Origin of the sequence: Thioclava sp. ES.031, assembly GCF_002563775.1 — a bacterium.
Taxonomy (GTDB): Bacteria; Pseudomonadota; Alphaproteobacteria; order Rhodobacterales; family Rhodobacteraceae; genus Thioclava.
This window is the reverse complement of sequence record NZ_PDJO01000001.1, coordinates 3,242,988-3,265,883: the sequence shown is the minus strand read 5'-3', so window position 1 is coordinate 3,265,883 and position 22,896 is coordinate 3,242,988. Positions and strand designations below refer to the sequence as shown.

General features: G+C 66.1%; 23 protein-coding genes. 21 read left to right on the top strand and 2 right to left on the bottom strand.

Annotated elements, in window-relative coordinates; genetic code table 11:
* The first annotated feature begins 148 nt into the window (after positions 1-148).
* The 20 genes from AXZ77_RS15465 (at position 149) to hypE (ending at position 19,944) form a co-directional block, all read left to right on the top strand.
* The gene (locus AXZ77_RS15465) at positions 149-1,540 is read left to right on the top strand and encodes a sensor histidine kinase (RefSeq protein ID WP_098411841.1); all 1,392 of its coding nucleotides are present in this window, start codon (positions 149-151) and stop codon (positions 1,538-1,540) included.
* Positions 1,537-2,535, top strand: a complete 999-nt coding sequence (locus AXZ77_RS15460; protein WP_078600169.1) for a HupU protein — start codon at positions 1,537-1,539, stop codon at positions 2,533-2,535. The genes AXZ77_RS15465 and AXZ77_RS15460 overlap by 4 nt, the downstream gene beginning before the upstream one ends.
* Positions 2,532-3,959, top strand: coding sequence for a nickel-dependent hydrogenase large subunit (locus AXZ77_RS15455; protein WP_098411840.1), 1,428 nt, complete (start codon positions 2,532-2,534; stop codon positions 3,957-3,959). Before AXZ77_RS15460 ends, AXZ77_RS15455 begins: the two co-directional genes overlap by 4 nt.
* Positions 3,960-4,062: 103 nt before the next feature.
* Complete coding sequence (hypF, locus tag AXZ77_RS15450) at positions 4,063-6,327, top strand: carbamoyltransferase HypF (protein WP_098411839.1); 2,265 nt, start codon at positions 4,063-4,065, stop codon at positions 6,325-6,327.
* A gap of 225 nt (positions 6,328-6,552) precedes the next feature.
* Complete coding sequence (locus AXZ77_RS15445) at positions 6,553-7,629, top strand: hydrogenase small subunit (RefSeq protein WP_078600163.1); 1,077 nt, start codon at positions 6,553-6,555, stop codon at positions 7,627-7,629.
* 3 nt (positions 7,630-7,632) lie between these two features.
* Entirely contained in the window at positions 7,633-9,429 is a 1,797-nt protein-coding gene (locus AXZ77_RS15440) for a nickel-dependent hydrogenase large subunit (RefSeq protein ID WP_038145393.1), read from the top strand.
* Positions 9,430-9,443: 14 nt separating this feature from the next.
* Positions 9,444-9,629, top strand: a complete 186-nt coding sequence (locus AXZ77_RS15435; protein ID WP_098411838.1) for a hypothetical protein — start codon at positions 9,444-9,446, stop codon at positions 9,627-9,629.
* A 5-nt stretch (positions 9,630-9,634) separates the two neighbouring features.
* The gene (gene cybH / locus AXZ77_RS15430) at positions 9,635-10,411 is read left to right on the top strand and encodes a Ni/Fe-hydrogenase, b-type cytochrome subunit (protein WP_078520441.1); all 777 of its coding nucleotides are present in this window, start codon (positions 9,635-9,637) and stop codon (positions 10,409-10,411) included.
* A gap of 320 nt (positions 10,412-10,731) precedes the next feature.
* A complete protein-coding gene (locus tag AXZ77_RS15425) occupies positions 10,732-11,364 on the top strand; it encodes a HyaD/HybD family hydrogenase maturation endopeptidase (protein WP_098411837.1) in 633 nt (210 codons plus the stop codon).
* Positions 11,364-11,684 (top strand): HypC/HybG/HupF family hydrogenase formation chaperone, encoded by a 321-nt coding sequence (locus tag AXZ77_RS15420; RefSeq protein WP_098411836.1) that lies wholly within the window; start codon positions 11,364-11,366, stop codon positions 11,682-11,684. The genes AXZ77_RS15425 and AXZ77_RS15420 overlap by 1 nt, the downstream gene beginning before the upstream one ends.
* 10 nt (positions 11,685-11,694) lie before the next feature.
* Positions 11,695-12,111 carry a hydrogenase accessory protein gene (locus AXZ77_RS15415; RefSeq protein WP_083075898.1) on the top strand — a complete coding sequence of 139 codons (417 nt, stop codon included), beginning with the start codon at positions 11,695-11,697 and terminating at the stop codon, positions 12,109-12,111.
* Positions 12,112-12,115: 4 nt separating this feature from the next.
* A complete protein-coding gene (locus AXZ77_RS15410) occupies positions 12,116-12,946 on the top strand; it encodes a hydrogenase expression/formation protein (RefSeq protein ID WP_098411835.1) in 831 nt (276 codons plus the stop codon).
* Entirely contained in the window at positions 12,943-13,782 is an 840-nt protein-coding gene (gene hybE, locus AXZ77_RS15405; RefSeq protein ID WP_098411834.1) for a [NiFe]-hydrogenase assembly chaperone HybE, read from the top strand. Before AXZ77_RS15410 ends, hybE begins: the two co-directional genes overlap by 4 nt.
* A complete protein-coding gene (locus AXZ77_RS15400) occupies positions 13,779-14,663 on the top strand; it encodes a hypothetical protein (RefSeq protein ID WP_098411833.1) in 885 nt (294 codons plus the stop codon). The genes hybE and AXZ77_RS15400 overlap by 4 nt, the downstream gene beginning before the upstream one ends.
* The gene (hypA, locus tag AXZ77_RS15395; protein ID WP_078520435.1) at positions 14,656-14,997 is read left to right on the top strand and encodes a hydrogenase maturation nickel metallochaperone HypA; all 342 of its coding nucleotides are present in this window, start codon (positions 14,656-14,658) and stop codon (positions 14,995-14,997) included. Before AXZ77_RS15400 ends, hypA begins: the two co-directional genes overlap by 8 nt.
* Positions 14,997-15,905, top strand: coding sequence for a hydrogenase nickel incorporation protein HypB (gene hypB, locus AXZ77_RS15390; protein WP_098411832.1), 909 nt, complete (start codon positions 14,997-14,999; stop codon positions 15,903-15,905). The genes hypA and hypB overlap by 1 nt, the downstream gene beginning before the upstream one ends.
* Positions 15,902-17,377 (top strand): sigma-54 dependent transcriptional regulator, encoded by a 1,476-nt coding sequence (locus AXZ77_RS15385; protein WP_098411831.1) that lies wholly within the window; start codon positions 15,902-15,904, stop codon positions 17,375-17,377. Before hypB ends, AXZ77_RS15385 begins: the two co-directional genes overlap by 4 nt.
* Positions 17,377-17,664, top strand: a complete 288-nt coding sequence (hypC, locus tag AXZ77_RS15380; RefSeq protein WP_078520432.1) for a HypC/HybG/HupF family hydrogenase formation chaperone — start codon at positions 17,377-17,379, stop codon at positions 17,662-17,664. The genes AXZ77_RS15385 and hypC overlap by 1 nt, the downstream gene beginning before the upstream one ends.
* A gap of 5 nt (positions 17,665-17,669) precedes the next feature.
* Positions 17,670-18,812: a hydrogenase formation protein HypD gene (gene hypD, locus AXZ77_RS15375; protein ID WP_098411830.1), complete on the top strand. Its 1,143-nt coding sequence runs from the start codon at positions 17,670-17,672 to the stop codon at positions 18,810-18,812.
* Positions 18,813-18,924: 112 nt separating this feature from the next.
* The gene (hypE, locus tag AXZ77_RS15370; protein WP_098411829.1) at positions 18,925-19,944 is read left to right on the top strand and encodes a hydrogenase expression/formation protein HypE; all 1,020 of its coding nucleotides are present in this window, start codon (positions 18,925-18,927) and stop codon (positions 19,942-19,944) included.
* Here the strand turns inward: hypE and AXZ77_RS15365 are convergent.
* Positions 19,941-21,377, bottom strand: a complete 1,437-nt coding sequence (locus AXZ77_RS15365) for a PLP-dependent aminotransferase family protein (RefSeq protein WP_098411828.1) — start codon at positions 21,375-21,377, stop codon at positions 19,941-19,943. The two genes, hypE and AXZ77_RS15365, sit on opposite strands and share 4 nt — an antisense overlap.
* Before the next feature lie 66 nt (positions 21,378-21,443).
* Between AXZ77_RS15365 and AXZ77_RS15360 the strand changes: the two genes are divergently transcribed.
* On the top strand, positions 21,444-22,100 hold the full coding sequence (locus AXZ77_RS15360; RefSeq protein WP_176536055.1) for a pyridoxamine 5'-phosphate oxidase family protein: 657 nt from the start codon (positions 21,444-21,446) through the stop codon (positions 22,098-22,100).
* Here AXZ77_RS15360 and AXZ77_RS15355 read toward each other — a convergent pair.
* Positions 22,097-22,876, bottom strand: coding sequence for a lysozyme inhibitor LprI family protein (locus AXZ77_RS15355; RefSeq protein WP_141536293.1), 780 nt, complete (start codon positions 22,874-22,876; stop codon positions 22,097-22,099). The two genes, AXZ77_RS15360 and AXZ77_RS15355, sit on opposite strands and share 4 nt — an antisense overlap.
* Positions 22,877-22,896 lie beyond the last annotated feature (20 nt).

Genomic DNA, 22,896 nt, shown 5'->3' with positions numbered 1-22,896 from the left:
CGGACTGACGGAAGGTCATCTTGGGGTATGGTGCGTCTTTTGACACGAAATGCGCCCCTCGATGCGGGAGCCGAGATCATGGACTGAGCGCCGCGAATGGGCTAGCGATAAGGGATGGGCGCCCTTTGCGCCCGGCTTTGAGAGTGTCATGTCGCGCGAGTCCGCACCCGATAGCCAGCACCCCTTGGACCCGACCTTGGCCGGGCTGCTGCGCCACGCGCCGGGCGCGGATGAGGGAGAGGGCGAAGACGTCTGGTTCGATGTGCTCTCGGCGGTCGACCGGACCTATGCCGATCTGGTGGACTATCAGGAGCGGCTGGAGCAGCAGAACCACGAGCTGGAGGATCTGCGGTCTTTCCTCGGGTCGATCCTCGCCTCGGTCTCGGATGCGCTGATCGTGATTTCGCGCTCGGGCGAGGTGCTGGAAACCTCGGCCTCGGTCGCGAGCCTGACGGGCGAGCCGCCCGGCGCTTGGCACGGTCGCAAGCTCGCAGGCATGTTCGATGCGCGCTCGGTCGAGGCCTTGGATCGCGGGTTGGCGGAGGCTGCGAATACCCGCAAGCCGGTAACGATCGAAGCGGCGCTGAGCGGGCCGGAAGGCCCCGCGCCGCTGGAACTGTCGATCAGCCCGCGCATGGACGAACGCTCCCGCATCGCGGGCTATGTGCTGACCGGGCGGCCCTTGGGCGAGCTGCGGCAGGCCTATTCCGAGCTGGAGCGCAGCCACGAAGAACTCAAATCGACGCAGGCGCAGCTGGTGCGCAACGAGAAGCTGGCCTCGCTGGGCCGTCTGCTTGCTGGCGTCGCGCATGAGCTGAACAACCCGATTTCTTTCGTCTACGCGAATACCCATGCGCTGGAGCGCTATGCGGGCAAGTTCGAGGCCTATTTCGAGAAAGTGCAGGCCGGAGCGGATCGCGAGGCGCTGATTGCCTTGCGCGAGGAGCTGAAGCTCGACCGTGAAATCCGCAACCTGCGTTCGGCCATCGAGGGTGCGCGCGACGGGGCCGAACGGGTGCGCGACATCGTCGAGGATCTGCGGCGGCTGAGTGCCGAAGGCTCGGGCGAGATGGTCGTCTTCGATCTGGTCGAGACCGCGCGGGTGGCGGCGAACTGGGTGCAGCGCGGCTCCAAGGCCGGGGTCGAGATCGCCTTCACCGGCGCGGAGACGCTGCAGGTTCGCGGTCGGCAGGGGCATATCCAGCAGGTCGTGATGAACCTGGTGCAAAATGCGATCGACGCGCTCTCGGGGCTGGAAGAGGGCACCGGTCGGATCGAGGTCGACGCGCGGGTGATGGAGGGGCGCGGGACATTGTCGGTTGGCGACAATGGTCCTGGCGTGACCGAGGAGCTGGCGCAGGCGATCTTTGATCCGTTCTTCACCACCAAGGCGGTGGGTGCGGGCACGGGGCTGGGCCTCGCGATCAGCCATAAGATCATCGAGGAACATGGCGGGCGTCTGCGGCTTTGCCCGAAAGGGTCGGCGCTGGGCGGGGCCTGTTTCTCCTTCGATCTGGAACTGGGCGAGGGGGCGGAATGAAGGTTCTCTGGCTGCAAGCGGCAGGCTGCGGCGGCTGCACCATGTCGCTCCTTTGCGCGGAATCCCCGAATGTCTTCGATACGCTGGGCGGCGCGGGGATCGAGTTCCTCTGGCACCCGACCGTCAGCCTCGAGACCGGCGCGGAGGTGCGCGCGATTTTCGAGGCGGTCGAGAGCGGCGAGATCGCGCTGGACGTGCTGGCCGTCGAGGGCTCCATCGCCCGCGGGCCGCGCGGGACGGGCAAGTTCCAGATGGTGTCCGGCACCGGGCGCTCGATGCTCGACTGGGTGGTGAGCCTCGCGCCAAAAGCCCGCCATGTGGTCGCGGTGGGCACCTGCGCGACCTATGGCGGCGTGACCTCGGCGGGCGGCAACCCCTCCGATGCGGTCGGCGTGCAATATGACGGGGCGCTGCCGGGCGGCGCGCTGCCGGTGGAGTTCCGCTCCGGCTCGGGGCTGCCGGTGATCAATGTGGCGGGCTGCCCGACCCATCCCGACTGGGTGACCGAGACGCTTTTGCTGCTGAATGAAGGCGCGCTCGGGGCGGAAGATCTCGACGCCTTCGGGCGGCCTTTGTTCTATGCGAAGCACCTCGTCCATCACGGCTGCTCGAAAAACGAGTTCTACGAATACAAGGCCTCGGCGGTCGAGCTGTCCGATATCGGCTGCATGATGGAGAATTTGGGCTGCATCGGCACGCAGGCCGTGGGCGATTGCAATATCCGGCCGTGGAACGGCGACGGGTCGTGTACCTCGGGCGGATACCCCTGCATCAACTGCACCGCGCCCGAATTCGAGGAGCCGCGCCATTCCTTCACCGAGACGCCGAAGATCGCGGGCATCCCGGTGGGGCTTCCGACCGATATGCCCAAAGCGTGGTTCATGGCGCTCGCCTCGCTGTCAAAGGCGGCGACGCCCGAGCGGATCGCGAAGAACGCGGTTGCCGACCGGGTCGAGGTGACGCCGACGATCCGCAAGCCGAAAGGACGCAGATGACTGAGACGCCGCGCCTCGTCGTGGGCCCGTTCAACCGGGTCGAGGGCGATCTGGAAGTGCATCTCGATCTCGCCGGTGGAGCGGTGGGCGCGGCGCGCGTGAACTCGCCGCTCTATCGCGGGTTCGAGCGGATGCTGGAAGGCAAAGACCCGCGCGACGCGCTCACGATCACGCCGCGGATCTGCGGCATCTGCTCGATCAGCCAGTCGGCGGCGGCGGCGCGCGCGCTGGGCGCAGCGATGGGGCTGGAGCCGACGCCGCAGGGCGCGGGTATGGCGGCGCTGATCCATGCGGTCGAGAATGTCTCGGACCACCTGTTTCATTTCAACCTGTTCTTCATGCCCGATTTCATCCGCCCCGTGTATGCGGACAGGCCGTGGTTCGACCGGGCCGTGGCGCGCTTTACCCCCGCCGAGGGCGGCGCGCAGCGCGCGGCGGTCGCGGCACGCGCCGAGCTGATGCATATCCTCGGGCTGATGGCGGGCAAATGGCCCCATACGCTCGCGATCCAGCCCGGCGGCGTTACCCGCGCGCCGGGACCGCGCGACAAGGTGCGCATCGAGACGACGTTGCGCGCTTTCCGGCGCTATCTGGAGGAGGTGGTTTTCGGCGGGTCGCTGGAAACCTTCTGTGCGATCGAGACCGTCGATCAGCTGATGGCGTGGGAGACGGGCGATGCGGGGTTGTTCCTGCGTATCGCGGCCGATCTGGATCTGGACCGGCTCGGGCGCGGCTCGGGGCGGTATATGAGCTTCGGAGCCTATCCGCTGACCGAAGGGTTCGGCTTTGCGCGCGGGCTGTGGGACGGGGCCTTGGGCGCGGTCGATTTCGGCGCGATCACGGAAGACCTCAGCCATGCGTGGATGCTGGGGGCGCAGGCCCATCCCTGGCAGGGCGAGACACGGCCCGACGAGGCGATGCGCGACGCCGCCTATAGCTGGTGCAAGGCGCCGCGGCTGAACGGGCAGACGGTGGAAACCGGCGCGCTCGCGCGGCAGGTCGTGGACGGGCATCCGCTGGCGCGTGCGCTGGCGGGCGGCGGCGTTCTGGCGCGGGTCGCGGGGCGGCTGTTGGAGCTGGCGCGGACGCAAGCCTTCATGGAGGGGCTTGCGAAAGGGATCGATCCGGGGGCTGCGTTCATGGAGCAGGGCGATTTGCCAGAGGCAGGGCAGGGCGCGGGGTTGGTCGAGGCGGCGCGCGGCGCGCTGGGCCATTGGCTGCGTATCGAGGACGGGCGCATCGCCTCCTATCAGATCATCGCGCCGACGACGTGGAATTTCAGCCCGCGCGACGCGGAGGGCGTGCCGGGACCGCTGGAGGCCGCGCTGGTCGGCGCGCCGGTCGGGGCGGGCGAGACCACGCCGGTCTCGGTGCAGCATATCGTGCGCAGTTTCGATCCCTGCATGGTCTGCACGGTGCATTGAGTGAGTTGGGGCTCTGTCCCTGCCGTCGCCGGAAGGCGGCAAACTTTAGATGAAAATGGGGGCTCCGCCCCCAAACCCCCGGGATATTTGAGCCAAGAGGAAGATGAAGGGTTTCGAGATCAGGGTGCGCGGGCAGGTGCAGGGGGTGGGCTTCCGCCCCTTCATCTGGCGGCTTGCGCAGGAGCGCGGGCTTTCGGGCCATGTGCTCAACGATCCCGAGGGGGTGCTGATCCGGGTGGCGGGGGCGCTGGACGGTTTGGCCGAGGCGATCTCGGATGAGGCACCGCCGCTTGCGCGGGTCGATGCGGTGGAGGTTTCGGAGTTTGTGTTCGACACCGCGCCTGAGAGTTTTGATATCGTTGCCTCGCAGGGGGCGGGGGCCGAGACGCGGGTGACGCCGGATGCGGCGACCTGCCCGGACTGTCTGGCTGAAATCCGGGGCGACGGGCGCAGGCGGCACTACGCTTTCACGAACTGCACCCATTGCGGGCCGCGTTTCACGATCCTGCACGCGCTGCCCTATGACCGGGCGCAAACGACGATGGCACCGTTTGAGATGTGCTCGGCCTGTCGCGCGGAATATGAGAACCCGGCGGATCGACGTTTTCACGCGCAGCCGATCGCCTGCCCAGACTGCGGGCCGCGGGTGTGGCTGGAGATGGGCGGGGAAGAGCGTCCTGCCGAAGAGGTCGGAGCGGTTTTGCAGGGCGGGGGCATCGTCGGGGTGAAGGGCTTGGGCGGGTTTTATCTCGCCTGCGATGCGACCAGTGCCGAGGCGGTCGCGCTGTTGCGGGCGCGCAAGCGCAGGCCCGCCAAGCCCTTCGCGCTGATGGGTGAGATCGAGACGATCCGGCGCTACGCCAAGGTCTCGGAAGCCGAGGCGGAATTGCTGTGCGATCCCGCGGCGCCGATCGTGTTGCTGCAAAAGGCGGGGGAGGTGTTGCCGGAGGCGGTGGCGCCCGGGCAGGACAGCCTCGGCTGGATGCTGCCCTATACGCCGCTCCATCATCTTCTGTTGCGCGAATGGGCGCGGGGGGAAGAGGGGCGGCCCTTGGTGATGACTTCGGGCAATCTCTCGGGCGAGCCGCAGGTGATCGGCAACGGTGAGGCGCGCGAGAAGCTGGCTGGCTTCGTCGATGCCTTCCTGATGCATGACCGCGACATTGCGCGGCGGCTCGATGACAGCGTCGTGCGGGCCGATCCGCCGATGGTGCTGCGCCGCGCGCGGGGGCAGGTGCCGGGCACCTTGCCGCTGCCCGAAGGGTTCGAAGGCGTGCCGCAGGTCGTTGGCTATGGCGGGCAGATGAAGGCCGCGATCTGCCTGATCAAGAATGGGCAGGCGCTGCTGGGCCATCACCTGGGCGAGCTGGACGAGGCGCTGACATGGGAGGCGTTCGAGCAGGCCGATGCGGATTATGCGGCGCTGTTCGATCATCGCCCCGAGGTCGTGGCGGTCGATCTGCACCCCGATTTCCGCGCCTCGCGCCACGGGGCTGAACGGGCCGCGCGCGACGGGTTGCGGCTGGTCGAGGTGCAGCATCACCATGCGCATCTCGCCGCCTGCATGGCCGAGAATGGCTGGCCGTTGGAGGGCGGCAAGGTCGCGGGGATCGTGCTCGATGGGCTTGGCTTGGGCCCCGATGGCACGGTCTGGGGCGGCGAGCTGCTGCTGGGCGATTATCATGGGTTCGCGCGATGCGGCTGGCTTGAGCCCGCGCCGCTGATCGGTGGCGACCGGGCGCAGGCAGAGCCGTGGCGCAACGCGCTGGTGCGGCTCGATGCGGCGGGGCTGGAGGGGCTGGCCGACAGTCTGTTCCCCGAGGCCCCGCGCGATCTGGCGCGTCAGGCGGCGGCGAAGGGGATCAACGCGCCGCTGTCCTCGTCGGCGGGGCGGCTCTTCGATGCGGTGGCGGCCTGCCTCGGGATTTGCCCGATGCGGCAGAGTTATGAGGGCGAGGCCGCGATGCGGCTTGAGGCGCTGGCCGCGCACGCGTTGGCTCACGGCGCCCCAGCGGAGGCCGGGGCCTATGCGTTCTCGGATGCGGGCGACGTGCTCGAGACCGGACCGCTTTTTCAGGCGCTCGCCGCCGATCTTGCTGCCGGGGTCGCGCCCGAGACCATCGCGCTACGGTTCCATGCGGCGCTGGCGCAGGGCTTTGCCCGCCGGGCGCGGTCGCTGATCGAAAGCGGAGACGCGAAAGCCGTGGCGCTAACGGGTGGCGTGTATCAGAACGCGCTGTTGCATCGGCTGACCTGCGCGGCACTGGGCGATCTGCCGGTGCTGAGCCATCGCACGCTGCCGGCGAATGACGGATCGCTGGCGCTGGGGCAGGCGGTGATTGCTGCGGCGCAGTCGGAAAGAGACTGACCGGAATCCCGGAAAGCTGGTCACTGACGTACCAGTGCGGTCCCGCGCCGCACCGGGGTTTTGACGGGCAACATATCGGAAACAAACAGGAATTCGCGCCTGCGACATCCTGTCATTATTTCGTTCTGTTCGCGGATCCGACCTGCCAATCCTGAGATCACACATGCGTATTCCCCTCGGGAGGAGGGAGAATCCGGTCATCGGGATCACAGAGGGAGGGACACTTTGCCTGCGATCGAAACCTTTTACGACGTGATGCGTCGGCAGGGGATTACCCGCCGCAGCTTCATGAAATATTGCTCGCTGACGGCGGCGGCGCTGGGTCTCGGCCCGGCCTATGTGCCTAAGATCGCCCATGCGATGGAAACCAAGCCGCGTACCCCGGTGATCTGGGTGCACGGGCTCGAATGTACCTGTTGTTCGGAAAGCTTCATCCGCTCGGCACACCCGCTGGCCAAGGATGTCGTGCTCTCGATGATCTCGCTCGACTATGACGACACGCTGATGGCGGCGGCGGGCGCGCAGGCGGAAGCCGCGCTGCAGGATACGATCGACAAGTATAAAGGGAATTACATCCTCGCCGTGGAGGGCAATCCGCCGCTCAACGAAGACGGGATGTACTGCATCGTGGGCGGCAAGCCCTTCGTGGACCAACTCCGCCACGCTGCCGAGCACGCGAAAGCCATTATCTCCTGGGGCGCCTGCGCTTCCTATGGCTGCGTGCAAGCTGCCGCCCCGAACCCGACGCGCGCCACCCCGGTGCACAAGGTCATCACCGACAAGCCGATCATCAAGGTGCCGGGCTGCCCGCCCATCGCCGAGGTGATGACCGGCGTGATCACCTACATGCTGACCTTCGACCGGATGCCCGAGCTGGACCGGCAGGGCCGGCCGCAGATGTTCTATTCGCAGCGCATCCACGACAAGTGCTACCGCCGTCCGCATTTCGACGCCGGTCAGTTCGTCGAGACGTGGGACGACGAGAACGCGCGCAAGGGCTATTGCCTCTACAAGATGGGCTGCAAAGGGCCGACCACTTACAACGCGTGCTCGACCGTGCGCTGGAATGACGGGGTCAGCTTCCCGATCCAGTCGGGTCACGGCTGTATCGGCTGTTCCGAGGACGGGTTCTGGGACCAGGGCTCCTTCTACGACCGGCTCACCAACATCAAGCAATTCGGGATCGAAGCGAATGCCGATGTGGTCGGCGGCACCACGGCGGCCGTCGTCGGCGGTGCGGTGGCAGTTCACGCTGCCGTCTCCGCGCTCAAACGCGCCCAGAAGAAGAACGAGGAGGCGTAATCCATGTCGGTTCTCAACACGCCGAACGGCTACACGATGGACAATTCGGGCAAGCGGGTCGTCGTCGACCCGGTGACCCGGATCGAAGGTCACATGCGCTGCGAAGTGAATGTGGACGAAAACAACATGATCACCAACGCGGTCTCGACCGGCACGATGTGGCGCGGGCTCGAGGTGATCCTGAAGGGTCGCGATCCGCGCGACGCCTGGGCCTTCACCGAGCGGATCTGCGGCGTCTGCACCGGCACCCACGCGCTGACCTCGGTCCGTGCGGTGGAAGACGCGCTGGGGATTCAGATCCCTGATAATGCGAACTCGATCCGGAACATGATGCAGCTCGCGCTGCAGATCCATGACCACATCGTGCATTTCTATCACCTGCATGCACTCGACTGGGTCAACCCGGTCAACGCTCTGCGCGCGGACCCGAAGGCGACTTCGGAGCTGCAGCAGAAGGTCAGCCCGAGCCACCCGCTCTCCTCCCCAGGCTATTTCCGGGACGTGCAGAACCGTCTCAAGAAATTCGTCGAAAGCGGGCAGCTCGGGCTGTTCAAAAACGGCTATTGGGACAACCCGGCCTATCTGCTGCCGCCGGAAGCGGACCTGATGGCGACGACGCACTATCTGGAGGCGCTCGATCTTCAGAAGGAGATCGTGAAGGTTCACACCATCTTCGGGGGCAAGAACCCGCACCCGAACTGGCTGGTGGGCGGCGTGCCGTGCCCGATCAATATCGACGGCGTCGGCTCGGTCGGTGCGATCAATATGGAGCGGCTGAACCTCGTCTCGTCGATCATCGACAAGTGTCAGGAGTTCAACGAGAACGTCTATATCCCCGACGTGATCGCGATCGGCGGCTTCTACAAGAACTGGCTCTATGGCGGTGGTCTGTCGTCGCAGGCCTGCCTCGCCTATGGCGACATCCCGGAGAACCCGAACGACTTCTCGCCCGAGCAGCTTCACCTGCCGCGTGGCGCGATCATCAACGGCAATCTCAACGAGGTGCATGACGTCGATCCGCGCGACCCCGAGCAGGTTCAGGAATTCGTCGATCACTCCTGGTACACCTATGGCGAACCCGGCAAGGGCCTGCACCCGTGGGATGGCGTGACCGAGCCGCAATACGAGCTCGGGCCGAACGCCAAGGGCACGCGGACCAATATCATCGAGCTTGACGAGGCTGCGAAATACAGCTGGATCAAGGCCCCGCGCTGGAAGGGGCACGCGATGGAGGTCGGACCGCTCGCGCGTTACGTCGTGGGCTACGCCAAGGGTCACGAGGACATCAAGAACCAGGTCGACGGTCTGCTGCGCAAGATGGACCTGCCGTTCAATGCGGTCTTCTCGACGCTGGGCCGGACCGCGGCGCGGGCGCTGGAATCCGAGTATTGCTCGCGTCTGCAGCGGCATTTCTTCGACAAGATGATGACCAACATCAAGAATGGCGACGAAAGCACCGCCAATGTCGAGAAATGGGATCCGTCGAGCTGGCCGAAAGAGGCCAAGGGCGTCGGCATGACCGAGGCTCCGCGCGGCGCACTGGGGCATTGGGTCAAGATCAAGGACGGGCGCATCGAGAATTACCAATGCGTCGTGCCCACCACCTGGAACGGTTCGCCCCGTGACACGCAGGGCAATATCGGTGCCTTCGAGGCCTCGCTGATGAACACCAAGGTGGAGCGTCCCGAAGAGCCGGTCGAGATCCTGCGCACCCTGCACAGCTTCGATCCGTGCCTTGCCTGTTCGACCCATGTGATGTCGCCCGACGGCGAAGAGCTCACCACCGTCAAGGTGCGCTGAGGGAGGAGGAAATCATGAAGAAACTCGCACTCGCTTTCAGCATGATCGCAGGTCCCGCGCTGGCCCATCCGGGTCACGCGGTGGCCCCCGGCGCGGAAGGGCACACCATCGCCCATGTCGCAATGGCGGCCGGCGCGATCGCCCTGGCCTATGTGGCCGTCGAGATCGCCCGCGCCGTCAAGCGCGTCCGCAAGGAGTAAGGGCGATGGAGGACACGATCCACACGCCAAACCCCAAGGCGACAGGGGCCTTCGAGGCCTCCCGCCTGACCGGCGACGCGACCGAGGAAGATCTCGACTCGATCCGCCGCCGGACCTCCGTCTATGTCTACGAGGCGCCCGTGCGCCTCTGGCACTGGCTCAACGCGCTGATGATCACGGTGCTGATCGTCACTGGCTATTTCATCGGCGCGCCCCTGCCGTCGATGCAGATCGGCGAGGCGACCGAGCAATTCGTCATGGGCTATATCCGCTTCGGCCATTTCGCGGCGGCGCAGGTCCTGACGGTGATCTTCTTCGGGCGCATCTACTGGGCCTTCGTGGGCAATCACCACGCCCGCCAGCTGTTCTACGTGCCGGTCTGGCGCAAGCGCTGGTGGAAAGAACTGGGGCACGAGCTGCGCTGGTATGCTTTCCTCGAGAAGACGCCGAAGAAATACGTGGGCCACAACCCGCTGGCACAGCTTGCGATGTTCTTTTTCATGACGCTCGGGATCACCTTCATGCTGATCACCGGCTGGGCGCTCTATGCGGAAGGCGCGGGGCAGGGCTCTTTGCCCGATACGGCCATGGGCTGGGTGCTGGGTCTCGTGCAGAATTCCCAGAGGCTGCACACGCTGCACCATCTGGGAATGTGGGCCATCGTGATCTTCATGATCGTGCACATCTACGCGGCGATCCGCGAGGACATCATGAGCCGTCAGTCGATGGTCTCCACAATGATCTCCGGCCACCGGACGTTTAAGGACGATCGTATCGAGTAACGGTTCGTGCGGTGGTAGGGCGAACGGGCGCGGGTCAATCCGCGCCCGTTCTGCATTTGGGTGCGGATTCGAGCTGTTTCCAGCGTTGCGCTGCCGGTGGAAGGCTTTATTGCGAAAGGTCTGCTTAAGTGGAAATATAGTTTCCACATTGGCGGCTTTGATAGCGACGCATTTTCCAAGAAAATTTCGTAAAAACAAATACTAGACAGATTGTCGCAGTTTCGTGCGATTTCCGTGAAATCCGCCCCTCTGCAAAGCCTATTGTCGGTTCGAGGCGAGGATGGCAACGCGCTTGCCGCCTCGGGGAGAGGGAGGAAATCATGTCGGATTTTGCACCGGACCGGGTGCTCGTTCTGGGTATCGGGAACGTTCTTTGGGCGGATGAGGGCTTCGGTGTGCGCTGCGTCGAGGTGATGGCCGAGACCCGCGCCGTGCCGGACAACGTCAAGCTCCTGGATGGCGGCACGCAGGGGCTCTATCTGCTGCCGTTTCTCGAAGAGGCCGATGCGCTGATCGTCTTCGATGCGATCGATTTCGGGCTGGAGCCGGGCGAGATGCGGGTGCTGCGCGACGACGACGTCCCCGCCTTCATGGGCGCCAAGAAAATGAGCCTGCACCAGACCGGTTTTCAGGACGTGATCGCCACCGCGCAGCTGATGAACCGCTGCCCGGCGAAGCTGACGCTGATCGGCTGCCAGCCGGTCGAGCTGGAGGATTACGGTGGAGGTTTGCGCCCCGCGGTCGCCGCCCAGATCGAGCCCGCGATCCGCGAATGCGAGGCCGAACTGGCGCGCTGGGGTATCTCGATCGCGGCAGGCGTGACGCAGGCCGATGACCTCGCCGATGCCTCGATCCGCCGCGGGGCTTACGAAGGGGGCCGCCCGACCGAGGGCGAGGCCTGCCGGATGGGCGATCACCGCTTCTTCCCCGGCGCCGAGAAGGTCCGCGCCTGATGTGCGTCGGAATCCCGGTTCAACTGGTGGCGGTCGATGGCATCCGCGGCGAGGTTCTCGAAGAGGGACAGCCCGGCATCATCGACCTGTCGCTGACGCCCGACGCCAAGCCCGGCGACTGGCTTCTGGCCTTTCTCGGGGCTTCTCGCGAGGTGATCACCGAGGACGAGGCGACCAAGATCGCGGCCGCGCTTGGCGGGCTGCGGGCTCTGATGCAGGGCGGCGATCTGGGCGATGCTTTCGCCGATCTCGACGCCCGCGAGCCGCAACTGCCGGCCCATCTGCAAGCCGCGCGCGATGCCGGCAAAACGACTGCCTGAGGAGAGACACATGCACGATTTCGCAATGCCCGATACGGCTGCGCCCTCGGGCGCGATGCACCCGCTGGTGACCCGCCTGATCGACGAGATGGGCTATCCGCTTCTGGCGAACATGTCCGATGTGGCCGAGTTCACCGCGCGTCCCGGGGCGCATTGCCTGTTCATTCCGGGCGACGCCAAGCGCAACCTCGAGACCCCCGACGCCGCCGTTGTGCTGCCGGAAATCCGCATGGCCTTTCAGCACGCCTTCGACTGCGCCGTGGTGGGCGATGCGATCGAGACCGAGCTGCGCCAGCAGACCCGCGCGCTGAAAGCCCCCGGTTTCCTGTTCTACCGCGAGGGTGAGTTTCTCGGCGCGATCGAGAAGATCCGCGACTGGGACGATTACGTCGCCCGCACCTCCCATATCCTGACCGCGAAAGGCTGAGACGATGGTTTCCAATTTCCACCTTCCGCCCATGGGCTTCGGTCCCGGCTCGCAACCCGAAGACGAGGATGCACAGCTCGAATATATGAAGCTTCCCTCCGGTATGCGCACCTATTCGGCGCATATGCCCGACATCGACGACCCTTCCAGCGTCACGCCCGCGCTCAAGACGCTCGCCGATGTGGCGAAGGCCTGCGCGGCGGCGGCGCAAGGCGGCATGGCGAGCTTCGATCTGAGCCATCTCGACGCCGAGAACCGCGCGCTCATCGCCGAGACGATGGGGCAGGGCGAGGTCGCGATGAAGATCCGCGGCATCCCGGCGCTGGCGGTGCAGGAGTCGGTCTTCGCGGGCGTCTGGATGATCGCCGGTTCGGGCGTCGACAAGATCGAGGTCGGTCCGGTCCCTTCGGCGGCGCTGAGCCGCGCCTTCGAGCCGTTCCGCAAGGCCGAAGGCAAGACCCATCCGCGCGGTCCGGGCGTCGTGAACGCGCCGGCGCTGATGGCCGAACTGGAGGATAAATCGGGCAGCTTCATGGGCGGCGAGCCGCATGTGGTGAACCTGACCCTGCTGCCCCATACCGAGGAAGACCTCGCCTGGCTCGACGCGGCGACGGGCGAAGGCGCGGTGACGATCCTGTCGCGTGGCTACGGCAATTGCCGCGTCACCGCGACCGGGCTACCCCATGTCTGGCGGGTGCAGTTCTTCAACTCGATGGACACGCTGATCCTCGACACGTTCGAAGTGACCACGATGCCCGAAGTGGCGATCGCCGCGAAAGAGGACCTCGCCGACTCCGCCGAGCGGATCGTCGAAGTGCTGGAGGCGATCCGATGAGCGTTGCGGGGTTCGAGGGAAGCTACATGGGCGCCAATGATCGGATTTCCGATCAGGCGATCATGGAATGCAAGATCTGCTGGACGCCTTACGATCCGGCGGAGGGCGACGATTTCCGTCAGGTCCTGCCCGGCACGCCGTTCTCAATGCTGCCCGAGGACTGGCATTGCCCCAATTGCGATGCGCCGAAAGAGCAGTTCATGGTGCAGACCGATCCGGGCGCGCCCGCGATGCTGGAGGCGCGCCGGATCGAGGAACAGGTGGCCAAGCTCACCGCCGATTTCCGCGAGGTCTGGCATTCGAAAATGCGCGACGTGCCCTTGGTGAACAAGGCGCTCTCGGTCGAGCCGGTGGGGTTCGTCTCCCATGAGGGGCGCGGGCTCGGTGTCCTTGTCAGCCCGTGGTTCATGAACCTGATCATGTTGCCGCGCGAGGGCGAGGATTGGTCGGCGCTGGTCCCCGGCGCCAAGGAAAACATCGATTTCCCGTCCGGCACCTATGAGTTCATCCATAACGTCCGCGAGATGGGCGGCGGCTACAAGGCGTGCTCGCTCTTCTCGCCGATGGGCGATTTCCAGACGCAGATGCAAGCGACCGATGTCGCCCGCGCGATCATGATGGAGCTGTTCAAGGACGAGAACCGCGCCGAGACGGATCGCAAATCCGAAATCCGCGCCGGTCGCGAGGCCGAGCTTGCCGCGGTCGAGGAGGCGGAGGCTGCGCAGGCGGCGGAAGATGCGCGCGTCGAGGAGATGGCGCAGCCGACCCGGCGCAAGCTGATCTCGGCCGGTCTGGCCGAGGATGCGCCGTGCGACGCGGCGGATGACGCGGAATGAACCAGACGCTCGGCATAACCATTGCGCGTGACGGCGCTCGGCTGAAGGCGGTGCTTGCGCTGCCCGCGCCGAGCCCGGTCGAGGCGATGATGCTGGGCAAGACGCCCGAAGAGGTCGCGGAACTGATGCCTCGCCTGTTCAACCTGTGCGGCATGGCGCAGGGCCTCGCGGTGCGGCTCGCGACGGGGCTGGAGACCGCCGGATGCGACCCGCGGCGCGAGATTTTGCGCGACCATCTATCCAAGCTATGCCTGCGCTGGCCTGCGCTGATCGGTCACGACCCGATGCCGCTGCCTGCGGAGTGGTCGAAGGGCGGCGCGGCGTTGCAGCGCTGGATCTGGGGCGGTGCGCGGCCCTTACAGCTCGCGGACTGGCTGAGTTCCGGCGCGGGGATTAGCCCGCTTCTGGCCGCGATCGCGGAGCGCTTCGCGCCGGGCGAAGCGGTGGCCGATCTGCCCGACCTGTCGCAGCCTTTGTCGCTGGTGCCGCAGGAAAATTCCGCCGCCGGACGGGTGCGCGACGCCGATCTGATGCGTCAGGCCGAAGCGCGCTACGGCCGCGGGCCGCTCTGGCGGTCGCTGGGGCGCGTTGTCGATCTGGATCGGCTGTGCTTCGATCGGCCACCCGCAAGCCGGATCGCGCCGGGCGTGGCCTCGGTCGCGGCGGCGCGTGGCGCTTATACCTTGCAGGTCAGACTGAGCGCCGGTCGTGTGAGCGCGCTCACGCGGATCACGCCGACCGATCATCTGACCGTGCCCGGCGGGATGTTGCAGCTCAGCTTGGAGACCCTGCCTGCAGAGAAAGCGTCTTTGGCGAGCTTGGTGGTGGACATACTCGATCCCTGCGTGCCAGTTCTGATGCGGGAGGTCGCCGATGCATGAGATGTCGATCGCCGAAGGCATCCGCGGCGTGATCGAGGATGCGGCCAAGGCCAACAGCTTTTCGCGCGTGACCACGCTGCGGCTCGAAATCGGACGCTTCGCGGGCGTCGAGAAACACGCGCTGGAATTCGCCTTCGACGTGGTGATGCGCGGCTCGCCCGCGGAAGGCGCGGAATTGCAGATTATCGACATTCCCGGCAAAGCGCTCTGCTATGATTGCGCGGAGACTGTGGAAATCGAACATCGACTGGACCCTTGCCCGAACTGCGGCGGCGGCAAATTGCTGGCGCAGGGCGGCGAGGAGATGCGGATCAAGGATATGGAGGTGCTCTGATGTGCACGGTGTGCGGATGCAGCGGACATAGCGTGGAAGATCAGTTCCGCGCCCATCTGGAAAAGAGCGGTCAGGCTGTGCCGAAAGCGACGCCTCTGGCGGTACTCGCGCAAGGAGCCCCGGCGGCCCCGGCACCCACGCAGAGCCATCATTCTCACGATCACGCCCCCCACCATCACCACCACGACCACGGCGATATCCATATCGGCCTTGGGGCGGCAGGCACCGAAGTGCCGGGCATGAGCCAGGAACGTCTGATCGAGATCGAGACCGATATCCTGTCGAAAAACAATGATTTCGCCGGGAAGAACCGGGCGCGACTGGCGCAGAAGGCTATCTTCGCGACCAATCTCGTCTCCTCTCCCGGCTCGGGCAAAACCACGCTCCTGTGCCGCACGATCGAGATGCTGGGAGATACGCCGCTCGCGGTGATCGAGGGCGACCAGCAGACGACGAACGACGCGGACCGCATCCGCGCGACAGGCGCGAAGGCCATTCAGGTGAACACCGGCAAGGGCTGTCACCTCGACGGGCGCATGGTCGAGACCGCGCTCGACCGGCTCGCGCTGCCCGAAGGGTCGCTTCTGTTCATCGAGAATGTCGGCAACCTCGTCTGCCCCGCCGCCTTCGATCTGGGCGAGGATGCGAAGGTCGCGATCCTGTCGGTCACCGAGGGCGAGGACAAGCCGCTGAAATACCCGGACATGTTCGCCGCCGCCGGTCTCGCGATCCTCAACAAGACCGATCTGGCCCCCTATTGCGATGTCGATCTCGATCTCTACGAGGCCAATATCAAGCGCGTGAATCCGGAGATCGAGGTGCTGCGCGTCTCCGCCCGCACGGGCGAGGGGATGCAGGCCTGGCTCGATTGGCTCAAGCGCGGGCTCGACCGGAAGGCCGCGTCATGACTGGCTCGACCCCGGCCATCCTCCTCGTCGATGACGAGCCCCATTCGCTTCAGGCCATGAAAATGGCGCTCGAGGACGAGTTCGAGATCCTCACCGCGCCGAGGGCTGAAGAGGCGATGGCGGTGCTCGAAGAGGAATGGGTGCAGGTGATCTTTTGCGATCAGCGCATGCCCGGCCGCTCGGGGGTCGATTTCCTCACCGAGGTGCGCGAGCGTTGGCCGGAAACCGTGCGTATCGTCATCACCGGCTATACCGACAGCGCCTCGATGGTGGCCGCGATCAACGATGCGGGCATTCACCAGTTTATCGCCAAACCCTGGCATCCCGAGCAGCTTCTGGCGGTGGCGCGCAATGCCGCGCGGATGTTCCAGCTGTCGCGCGAGAACGAACGGCTGACGCTGGAGATGCGCTTTCTCAACTCGACCACCGAGACGCGGGTCGAGAAGCGGCGGCGGTCCTTGCGCGAGGGCATGGGGTTCGAGACGATCCTGCGCTCGCCCAATTCCGCGATGAACGCGGCGGTCACGCTCGCGCGGCAATATGCCAGCTTCGACGTGCCGGTGCTGATGACGGGCGAGCCGGGTACGGGCAAGACGCAGATGGCGCGGGCGATGCATTACGGCTCGCTGCGTTCGGAGAAGCCGTTCTACGAATTGAACATTTCCGGGATGCCGGAAGATCTCGCGATGGTCGAGCTGTTCGGCGCCAAGCGCGGCGTGCTGCCCGGCGGCGTGGCCAAGATCGGGCTCGCGCAGAAGGCCGATCGCGGCACGCTCTATCTGGCGGGGATCGAGGGCGCGAGCCCGGCGTTGCAACTCGCGCTGCATCGGATGCTGCGCGACGGGACCGTGACGCCGGTGGGCGGGCAGGAGGCGGTCTCGACCAACCTGCGGCTGATCGCGGGCGCGTCGGGCGACCTGCGTGCAGGCGTCGCCGAGGGGCGGTTCCGCACCGATCTTTACTACGCGCTGAGCCTTGGCGAGATCGCGATCCCGCCGCTGCGCGCGCGGCGCGGCGACGTTGCGATGCTGGCGCAGGCGATCCTGTCCGAGGTCGCGACGAGCCATGGCAAGCCGGTGATGGGTTTCGAGGCGGCGGCGCTGGAATTTCTGGAGAATTACGACTGGCCCGGCAATCTGCGCGAACTGACCAACGAGGTCACGCGGATGCTGATCTTTGCGCAGGACAATGTGCTCGGCGCCGAGCTGATCTCGCGTCACATCCTGCAGGCCGATCCGTCGGATGAGGGCGCCGACCGCGCCGCCGAGGACGTGATGACCGCCGAGGGCACGCTCAAGGACCGGATCGAGCTGATGGAAATGCGCATCTTGCGCGAGACGCTCACTCGCAACCGCTGGAACAAGAGCCGGGCGGCGGCCGAGCTGGGCCTGTCGCGCGTGGGCCTGCGGGCGAAACTGGATCGTTACGGCATCGCCGACCCGTCGGTGGCCACTGAGGAGGAGAGTGACTGATGTGTTTGGGTATTCCGGGCCAGATCGTGGCGATCACCGATGAGACGCGCCAGATGGCGATGGCCGAGGTGTCGGGCGTGCGCCGCGAGGTGAACGTGGCCTGCGTGGCCGAGGGCGCGCTGGAGGGGCTCGTGGGGCAATGGGCGCTGATCCATGTCGGCTTCGCGATGAGCCTGATCGACGAGGACGAGGCCGAAAAGACGCTGATCGCGCTGCGCGATCTTGGCGAGGCGCAAGAGGCGCTGGAACAGATGGCCGCGGGCGACGCCGCGCTGGCAGGGGAGTGAGACAGATGAAATTCGCATCCGAATTCCGCGATCCGAAAGCCGCCAAGGTGCTGCTGGCCGAGATCGCCAAGGTGGCCGATCAGATCGGCGCGATGAAGGACAAGCCCGTCCACATCATGGAGGTCTGCGGCGGGCATACCCATTCGATCTTCCGCTACGGGCTCGACAAGCTGGTCCATGAAGGCATCGAGTTCATCCACGGCCCCGGCTGCCCGGTCTGCGTGCTGCCGCGTGCGCGGGTCGATGAATGCATCGAGATCGCCGAGCGAGAGGGCGTGATCTTCACCACTTTCGGCGATGCGATGCGTGTGCCGGGCACGAAGAAATCGCTTCTGCAGGCGAAGGCCGATGGCGCGGATATTCGCATGGTCTATTCGCCGCTCGACGCGCTGGAACTGGCGCGCCGCAACCCGGAACGCGAGGTGGTGTTCTTTGGCTTGGGCTTCGAGACCACGACCCCCTCCACGGCGCTCGCGATCCAGCAGGCCGCGCGCGAGGGGCTGGGCAATTTCAGCGTGTTCTGTAACCACATCACCGTGCCCGAGCCGATCAAGGCGCTGCTCGACGATCCGCATATGTGCCTCGACGGGTTCATCGGGCCCGGCCATGTCTCGATGGTGATCGGGATCCATCCCTACGATTTCATCGCGCAGGATTACGGCAAGCCGATCGCGGTGGCCGGGTTCGAACCGCTCGATCTGCTGCAATCGGTGCTGATGGTGCTGCGTCAGATTGCCGAAGGCCGCGCCGAGGTCGAGAACCAATATGCCCGCGTCGTGCCCGAGTATGGCAATCCGGTCAGCCTTGCCGCGATCGACGATGTCTACGAGACGCGGCCGTCTTTTGAATGGCGCGGCTTGGGCGAGATCGACAAGTCCGGCCTGCGCATCCGTACGCAATACGAGGCCTATGACGCCGAGGAGAAATTCGGCATCGGCTATGCCGCCGGTCGGCGCGAGGTCGAAGAGGCCGAGGGTTGCGCTTGCGGGCAGGTGATGACGGGGCGGATGAAGCCGGTGGAGTGCCCGCAATTCGGGCGCGGCTGCACGCCGGAAATGCCGCTTGGCGCGCTGATGGTGAGTTCCGAAGGGGCCTGTGCGGCCTATTGGCAATATGGCGGCGCGCGCGCTGTCGAGCCGGCGGAGTAGGGGGGCTCTGCCCCCGTCGCCGGAGGGCGACAGTGATTGAGGGAAGAGGGGGCTCTGCCCCCGCGCTTGCGCGCTCCCCCGGGATATTTGAACCAAGGCGAAGGTGTTTAGAATGGCTCTGCGCGACGAGCGGGTGACGCTGGCCCATGGCGGCGGCGGCAAGGCGATGCGGGATCTGATCGAGGAAGTGTTCACCTCGGTCTTCGCGCCGCCCGGCATGGAGGATCAGGCGCGGCTGCAGGCTGAGGCGCTGGCCGAGCCCGGCGCGCGGCTGGCCTTTACGACCGATAGCTATGTCGTCACGCCGATCGAGTTTCCGGGCGGTGATATCGGCAAGATCGCGGTTTGCGGTACGGTGAACGATCTGGCGGTGGGGGGCGCGAAGCCGCTCTGGCTCTCGGCGGCTTTCATCATCGAGGAAGGCACCGAGATCGCGCTTCTGCGCCGGATCGTCGCGACGATGGCGCGCGAGGCGGAGGCTGCCGGTGTGAAGATCGTCACCGGCGATACCAAAGTGGTCGGGCGCGGGGCCTGCGACGGGGTGTTCGTCACCACAGCGGGCGTCGGCGTGATCCCCGGCGGCGTCGAGATGGCCGCCGGGTTGGTCGCGCCCGGCGATGTGGCGATCGTGAACGGGGTGCTGGGCGATCACGGTGCGACGATCCTCGCTGCGCGCGGCGATCTGGCGCTGTCGAGCGCGATCGAGAGTGATTGCGCCGCTCTGGGGCATCTGATGGCGGATGTGCTGGCGGTGGCGCCGGGCGCGAAAGCCGCGCGCGATCTGACGCGGGGCGGGCTGGCCTCGGCGCTCAACGAGATTGCGGAGGCTGCGGGCTGCGGGATCGAGATCGCCGAAGATGCGTTGCCGCTGCGCACTGAGGTCGTCGGGATGTGCGAGATCCTCGGGCTCGATCCACTGTATCTGGCCAATGAGGGGCGGCTGGTGGTTTTCGTGCCCGAGGCCGAGGCGGAGGCGGCGCTGGCCGCGATGCGCGCGCGGCCCGAAGGGGCCGGCGCGGTAATCGTGGGCTGTGCGGTCGAGGGGCATAAGCAGGTGCGAATGACGACGGCGTTCGGCGGTCAGCGCATCGTCGATATGCTGGTGGGCGAGCAGTTGCCGCGTATCTGCTAAAGCGTCCTCAGCAGGGTGCGCAGCGTATTTGCGGCGGTGCTCAGCACCGGTTCGTCGAAGGCGGCATAGCCCATGAGCAGGCCTTGCGGCGGGTCGGGCAGGCGGGCATGGGCGGAGAGCGCGCGCAGCGTGAGGCCAGCCTCTTTGGCGCGCTCGGATATCGCACGGTCGCCCAGAGGGGCGAGGGCCGGGCCGAGGCCTGAGCAGAGATGCATTCCCGACGGGTCGGGCTGAAGTTGGAGATAGTCCTCCAGCCCCGCCAGTTCGCTCAGAAGGTGACGCTGGCGCTTGGCGTAATGGCGGCGCATCCGCCGCAGATGGGTCGCGAATTCGCCGCTCTCCATGAAACTCGCCAGCGCCGGTTGCGGAACCATCGAGACCCGCGATCCGGTCGTCGCAATCGCGTCGCGCATCGGGGTTAGCAGCCGCTCGGGCAACACCAGATAGCCGATCCGCAGCGCCGGGCTGAGCAGTTTCGAGAAGCTGCCCATATAGATCACGCGCTGCAACCCATCGAGCCCCGCGAGCGCCGGCAGCGGCTGGCCGCGATAGCGAAACTCGCTGTCGTAGTCATCCTCGACGATCAGCGCATCGTGCTCGCGCGCCCAGTCAAGCAGCGCCAGCCTACGCGTCAGTGGCATTGCGATCCCGGTCGGGAAATGGCGCGAGGGGGTGATGGTGATCGCGCGGGTCTCGGCCGGCAGATCGGCGGGATCGAGCCCCTCGGCGTCGATGCGTACCGGGCGCTCGGTGATCCCGCTTGCGGTCAGCACATGGCCCATCGTCGCCCAGCCGGGATCTTCGGTCGCCATCAGCGCGCCGGGGGGCAGCGCCGCCCGCGCGATCAAGTCGAACCCATCCCACGCACCACCGGTGATCACCACCTGTTCGGTCGCGCAGTCGAGGCCGCGCCATGCCGCGAGGTGGTCGCGGATCGCCTGCCGCAAAGGGTGCCAGCCGAACGGGTCGGGCCGGTCGAGAAGCGCGGGATCGGGGTTGCGCCATGCCCGTTCGAGGTGGCGCGCCCAGAGCCGGTGCGGGAACAGCGCCTGATCGGGCAGGCCGGGCTGAAAGGGCAGCCACGTCTGTGCCGCGTGCGGCTGTGAATGTGGTGCGTCCCGCGGCGCGGGCGGTGCGAGATGGGGCAGGTCCTCGGCCACATAGGTTCCGCCGCCGGGACGCGTGACCAGATAGCCCTCGGCGATCAGCTGGTCATAGGCGGTGGTCACCGTCATGCGCGAGACCGACAGCTCCTCGGCCAGAGCGCGACTTGGCGGCAGGCGCTCTCCGGCCGCGGCGGGATCGGCGCGCAGCATCTCGCGCAGCGCTTGCGTCAGCTGCGCGTGCAGCGGCAAGCCGGAGCGGCGATCCAGCGACAGGCCGAAAAGGGCGGCGTTCAGATTGGACTGGTACATTTTGGCGAAACTGGACATGTTTTCCTATCCAATAGGGCGGTATCGCTGCCGGGACAAGAGAGACCCGCTTTGATTGAGAGCCCCATGACCGAGACCCTTCCCGTGACCGACCGTTCCCGTCTGCGCCGCCTGCATGAGCGCGGCCATTTCGACCGCGAGACGATCAACGCGATCCTCGATGCGCAGCCGATGTGCCATGTGGGCTATGTGCGCGACGGCAAGCCTTACGTGACGCCGACCATGCAATGGCGCGAGGGCAATCACGTCTATTGGCATGGCTCTTCCGCGAGCCGTGCTCTGCGCAGCGAGACGCAGGCCGAGGTCTGCCTGACGGTCTCGATCCTCGACGGGTTGGTGCTGGCGCGCTCGGGGATGCATCATTCGCTGAACACGCGGTCGGTGATGCTCTACGGGACTGCGTTCAAGGTGGAGGATCCGGCGGAGAAGCTGCAGAAGCTCGGGGCGTTCGTGAACCATCTCTATCCGGGGCGCTACGAGATGCTGCGCCCCGATCACGCGCAGGATCTGAAAGCGACGACCGTGCTGGGGATGGAGATCACCGAGGGTGCCGCGAAGATCCGCACCGGCGGGCCGAGTGACGACGAGGAGGATTACGCGCTTCCGATCTGGGCCGGGGTGATCCCGGTCCGTATGGAGATGGGCGACCCGATCCCCGATCCGCGCAACCTCGAGGGCGTCGAGATGCCCGCGCATGTGCGCAATTTCCGCTATGGCGGTTAATTCGAGGCGATCTGCTCGAGCTCTCTCAGGCGTATCTCGTAGAAGTAGGTGAGGCAGTCGATCAGGCTGCGGAATTGCAGCGGATCGTTCGTGTCGATCCCGCCCGGACGACAGGCGCGGTCGCGGATCTTGAGCCAATGCCGCTGGCTCTGCTTCGTGCCGTCTGCGTCCTTCGCGACGGCGCGGGGGTAGAGCTTGCCCAGCACGCCGTCGAGCTGGCCGAGCGGGCGGATCAGGCAGATCACCTCCGCCGCCGGATCGAGCTTGCCGGTGCAGTCGAAGCTGGGGCCGGTGACATCGGGGAATTGGGCGAGGATCGGGGCGAGCTCTTCGGAGGGCTCGATGGCGGGGAAGTTGTTCCAGACGCCGTCGGGGCCGAGGATGGTGAAATCGTTGATCGGGTAAGGGCCCTTGTAGTCGAGCACATCGCGCTGCGTGGCTGTCGTCCCGTCCATCGTGAGAAACGTATCGTTGGCATGGATGTCGATATTGTAGGTTTTGACATACCAGCGCCCGTCAGCGTCCTTGAACACGTTGCAGTCGACGCGGCCGGGACCTGCGAGCTTCGCCTGCAGGTAATAGGAGTCGTCGCCCGCCGCGGGCAAAAGGACGTTCGACGTGAGCGGGCCGATCTTGGATCTCAGCAGCCGAGGGCGGGAGCCGCCGGAGGTTTTCAGGCCTTCTTCTGTCGCCTGTCCGAAGCTTGAGTAACGTGACCACAAGCGGATCAGGCCGCGCTCCGGGATGGTCTCTGAAGATACGGGCGGGCCAGTCATCACCCGGCGGCCGGTATTTG

Bases quoted from the DNA above. Each gene is read 5' to 3' on its own strand.
- hypF (WP_098411839.1), top strand. From the start codon at position 4,063: ATGAAGGGTTTCGAGATCAGGGTGCGCGGGCAGGTGCAGGGGGTGGGC.
- AXZ77_RS15400 (WP_098411833.1), top strand. From the start codon at position 13,779: ATGAACCAGACGCTCGGCATAACCATTGCGCGTGACGGCGCTCGGCTG.
- hypC (WP_078520432.1), top strand. From the start codon at position 17,377: ATGTGTTTGGGTATTCCGGGCCAGATCGTGGCGATCACCGATGAGACG.
- hypD (WP_098411830.1), top strand. From the start codon at position 17,670: ATGAAATTCGCATCCGAATTCCGCGATCCGAAAGCCGCCAAGGTGCTG.
- AXZ77_RS15410 (WP_098411835.1), top strand. From the start codon at position 12,116: ATGGTTTCCAATTTCCACCTTCCGCCCATGGGCTTCGGTCCCGGCTCG.
- AXZ77_RS15460 (WP_078600169.1), top strand. From the start codon at position 1,537: ATGAAGGTTCTCTGGCTGCAAGCGGCAGGCTGCGGCGGCTGCACCATG.
- AXZ77_RS15440 (WP_038145393.1), top strand. From the start codon at position 7,633: ATGTCGGTTCTCAACACGCCGAACGGCTACACGATGGACAATTCGGGC.
- AXZ77_RS15365 (WP_098411828.1), bottom strand. From the start codon at position 21,377: ATGTCCAGTTTCGCCAAAATGTACCAGTCCAATCTGAACGCCGCCCTT.
- AXZ77_RS15465 (WP_098411841.1), top strand. From the start codon at position 149: ATGTCGCGCGAGTCCGCACCCGATAGCCAGCACCCCTTGGACCCGACC.
- AXZ77_RS15420 (WP_098411836.1), top strand. From the start codon at position 11,364: ATGTGCGTCGGAATCCCGGTTCAACTGGTGGCGGTCGATGGCATCCGC.
- cybH (WP_078520441.1), top strand. From the start codon at position 9,635: ATGGAGGACACGATCCACACGCCAAACCCCAAGGCGACAGGGGCCTTC.
- AXZ77_RS15385 (WP_098411831.1), top strand. From the start codon at position 15,902: ATGACTGGCTCGACCCCGGCCATCCTCCTCGTCGATGACGAGCCCCAT.
- hypE (WP_098411829.1), top strand. From the start codon at position 18,925: ATGGCTCTGCGCGACGAGCGGGTGACGCTGGCCCATGGCGGCGGCGGC.
- AXZ77_RS15425 (WP_098411837.1), top strand. From the start codon at position 10,732: ATGTCGGATTTTGCACCGGACCGGGTGCTCGTTCTGGGTATCGGGAAC.
- AXZ77_RS15360 (WP_176536055.1), top strand. From the start codon at position 21,444: ATGACCGAGACCCTTCCCGTGACCGACCGTTCCCGTCTGCGCCGCCTG.
- AXZ77_RS15415 (WP_083075898.1), top strand. From the start codon at position 11,695: ATGCACGATTTCGCAATGCCCGATACGGCTGCGCCCTCGGGCGCGATG.
- hypA (WP_078520435.1), top strand. From the start codon at position 14,656: ATGCATGAGATGTCGATCGCCGAAGGCATCCGCGGCGTGATCGAGGAT.
- AXZ77_RS15355 (WP_141536293.1), bottom strand. From the start codon at position 22,876: ATGACTGGCCCGCCCGTATCTTCAGAGACCATCCCGGAGCGCGGCCTG.
- hypB (WP_098411832.1), top strand. From the start codon at position 14,997: ATGTGCACGGTGTGCGGATGCAGCGGACATAGCGTGGAAGATCAGTTC.
- AXZ77_RS15455 (WP_098411840.1), top strand. From the start codon at position 2,532: ATGACTGAGACGCCGCGCCTCGTCGTGGGCCCGTTCAACCGGGTCGAG.
- hybE (WP_098411834.1), top strand. From the start codon at position 12,943: ATGAGCGTTGCGGGGTTCGAGGGAAGCTACATGGGCGCCAATGATCGG.
- AXZ77_RS15435 (WP_098411838.1), top strand. From the start codon at position 9,444: ATGAAGAAACTCGCACTCGCTTTCAGCATGATCGCAGGTCCCGCGCTG.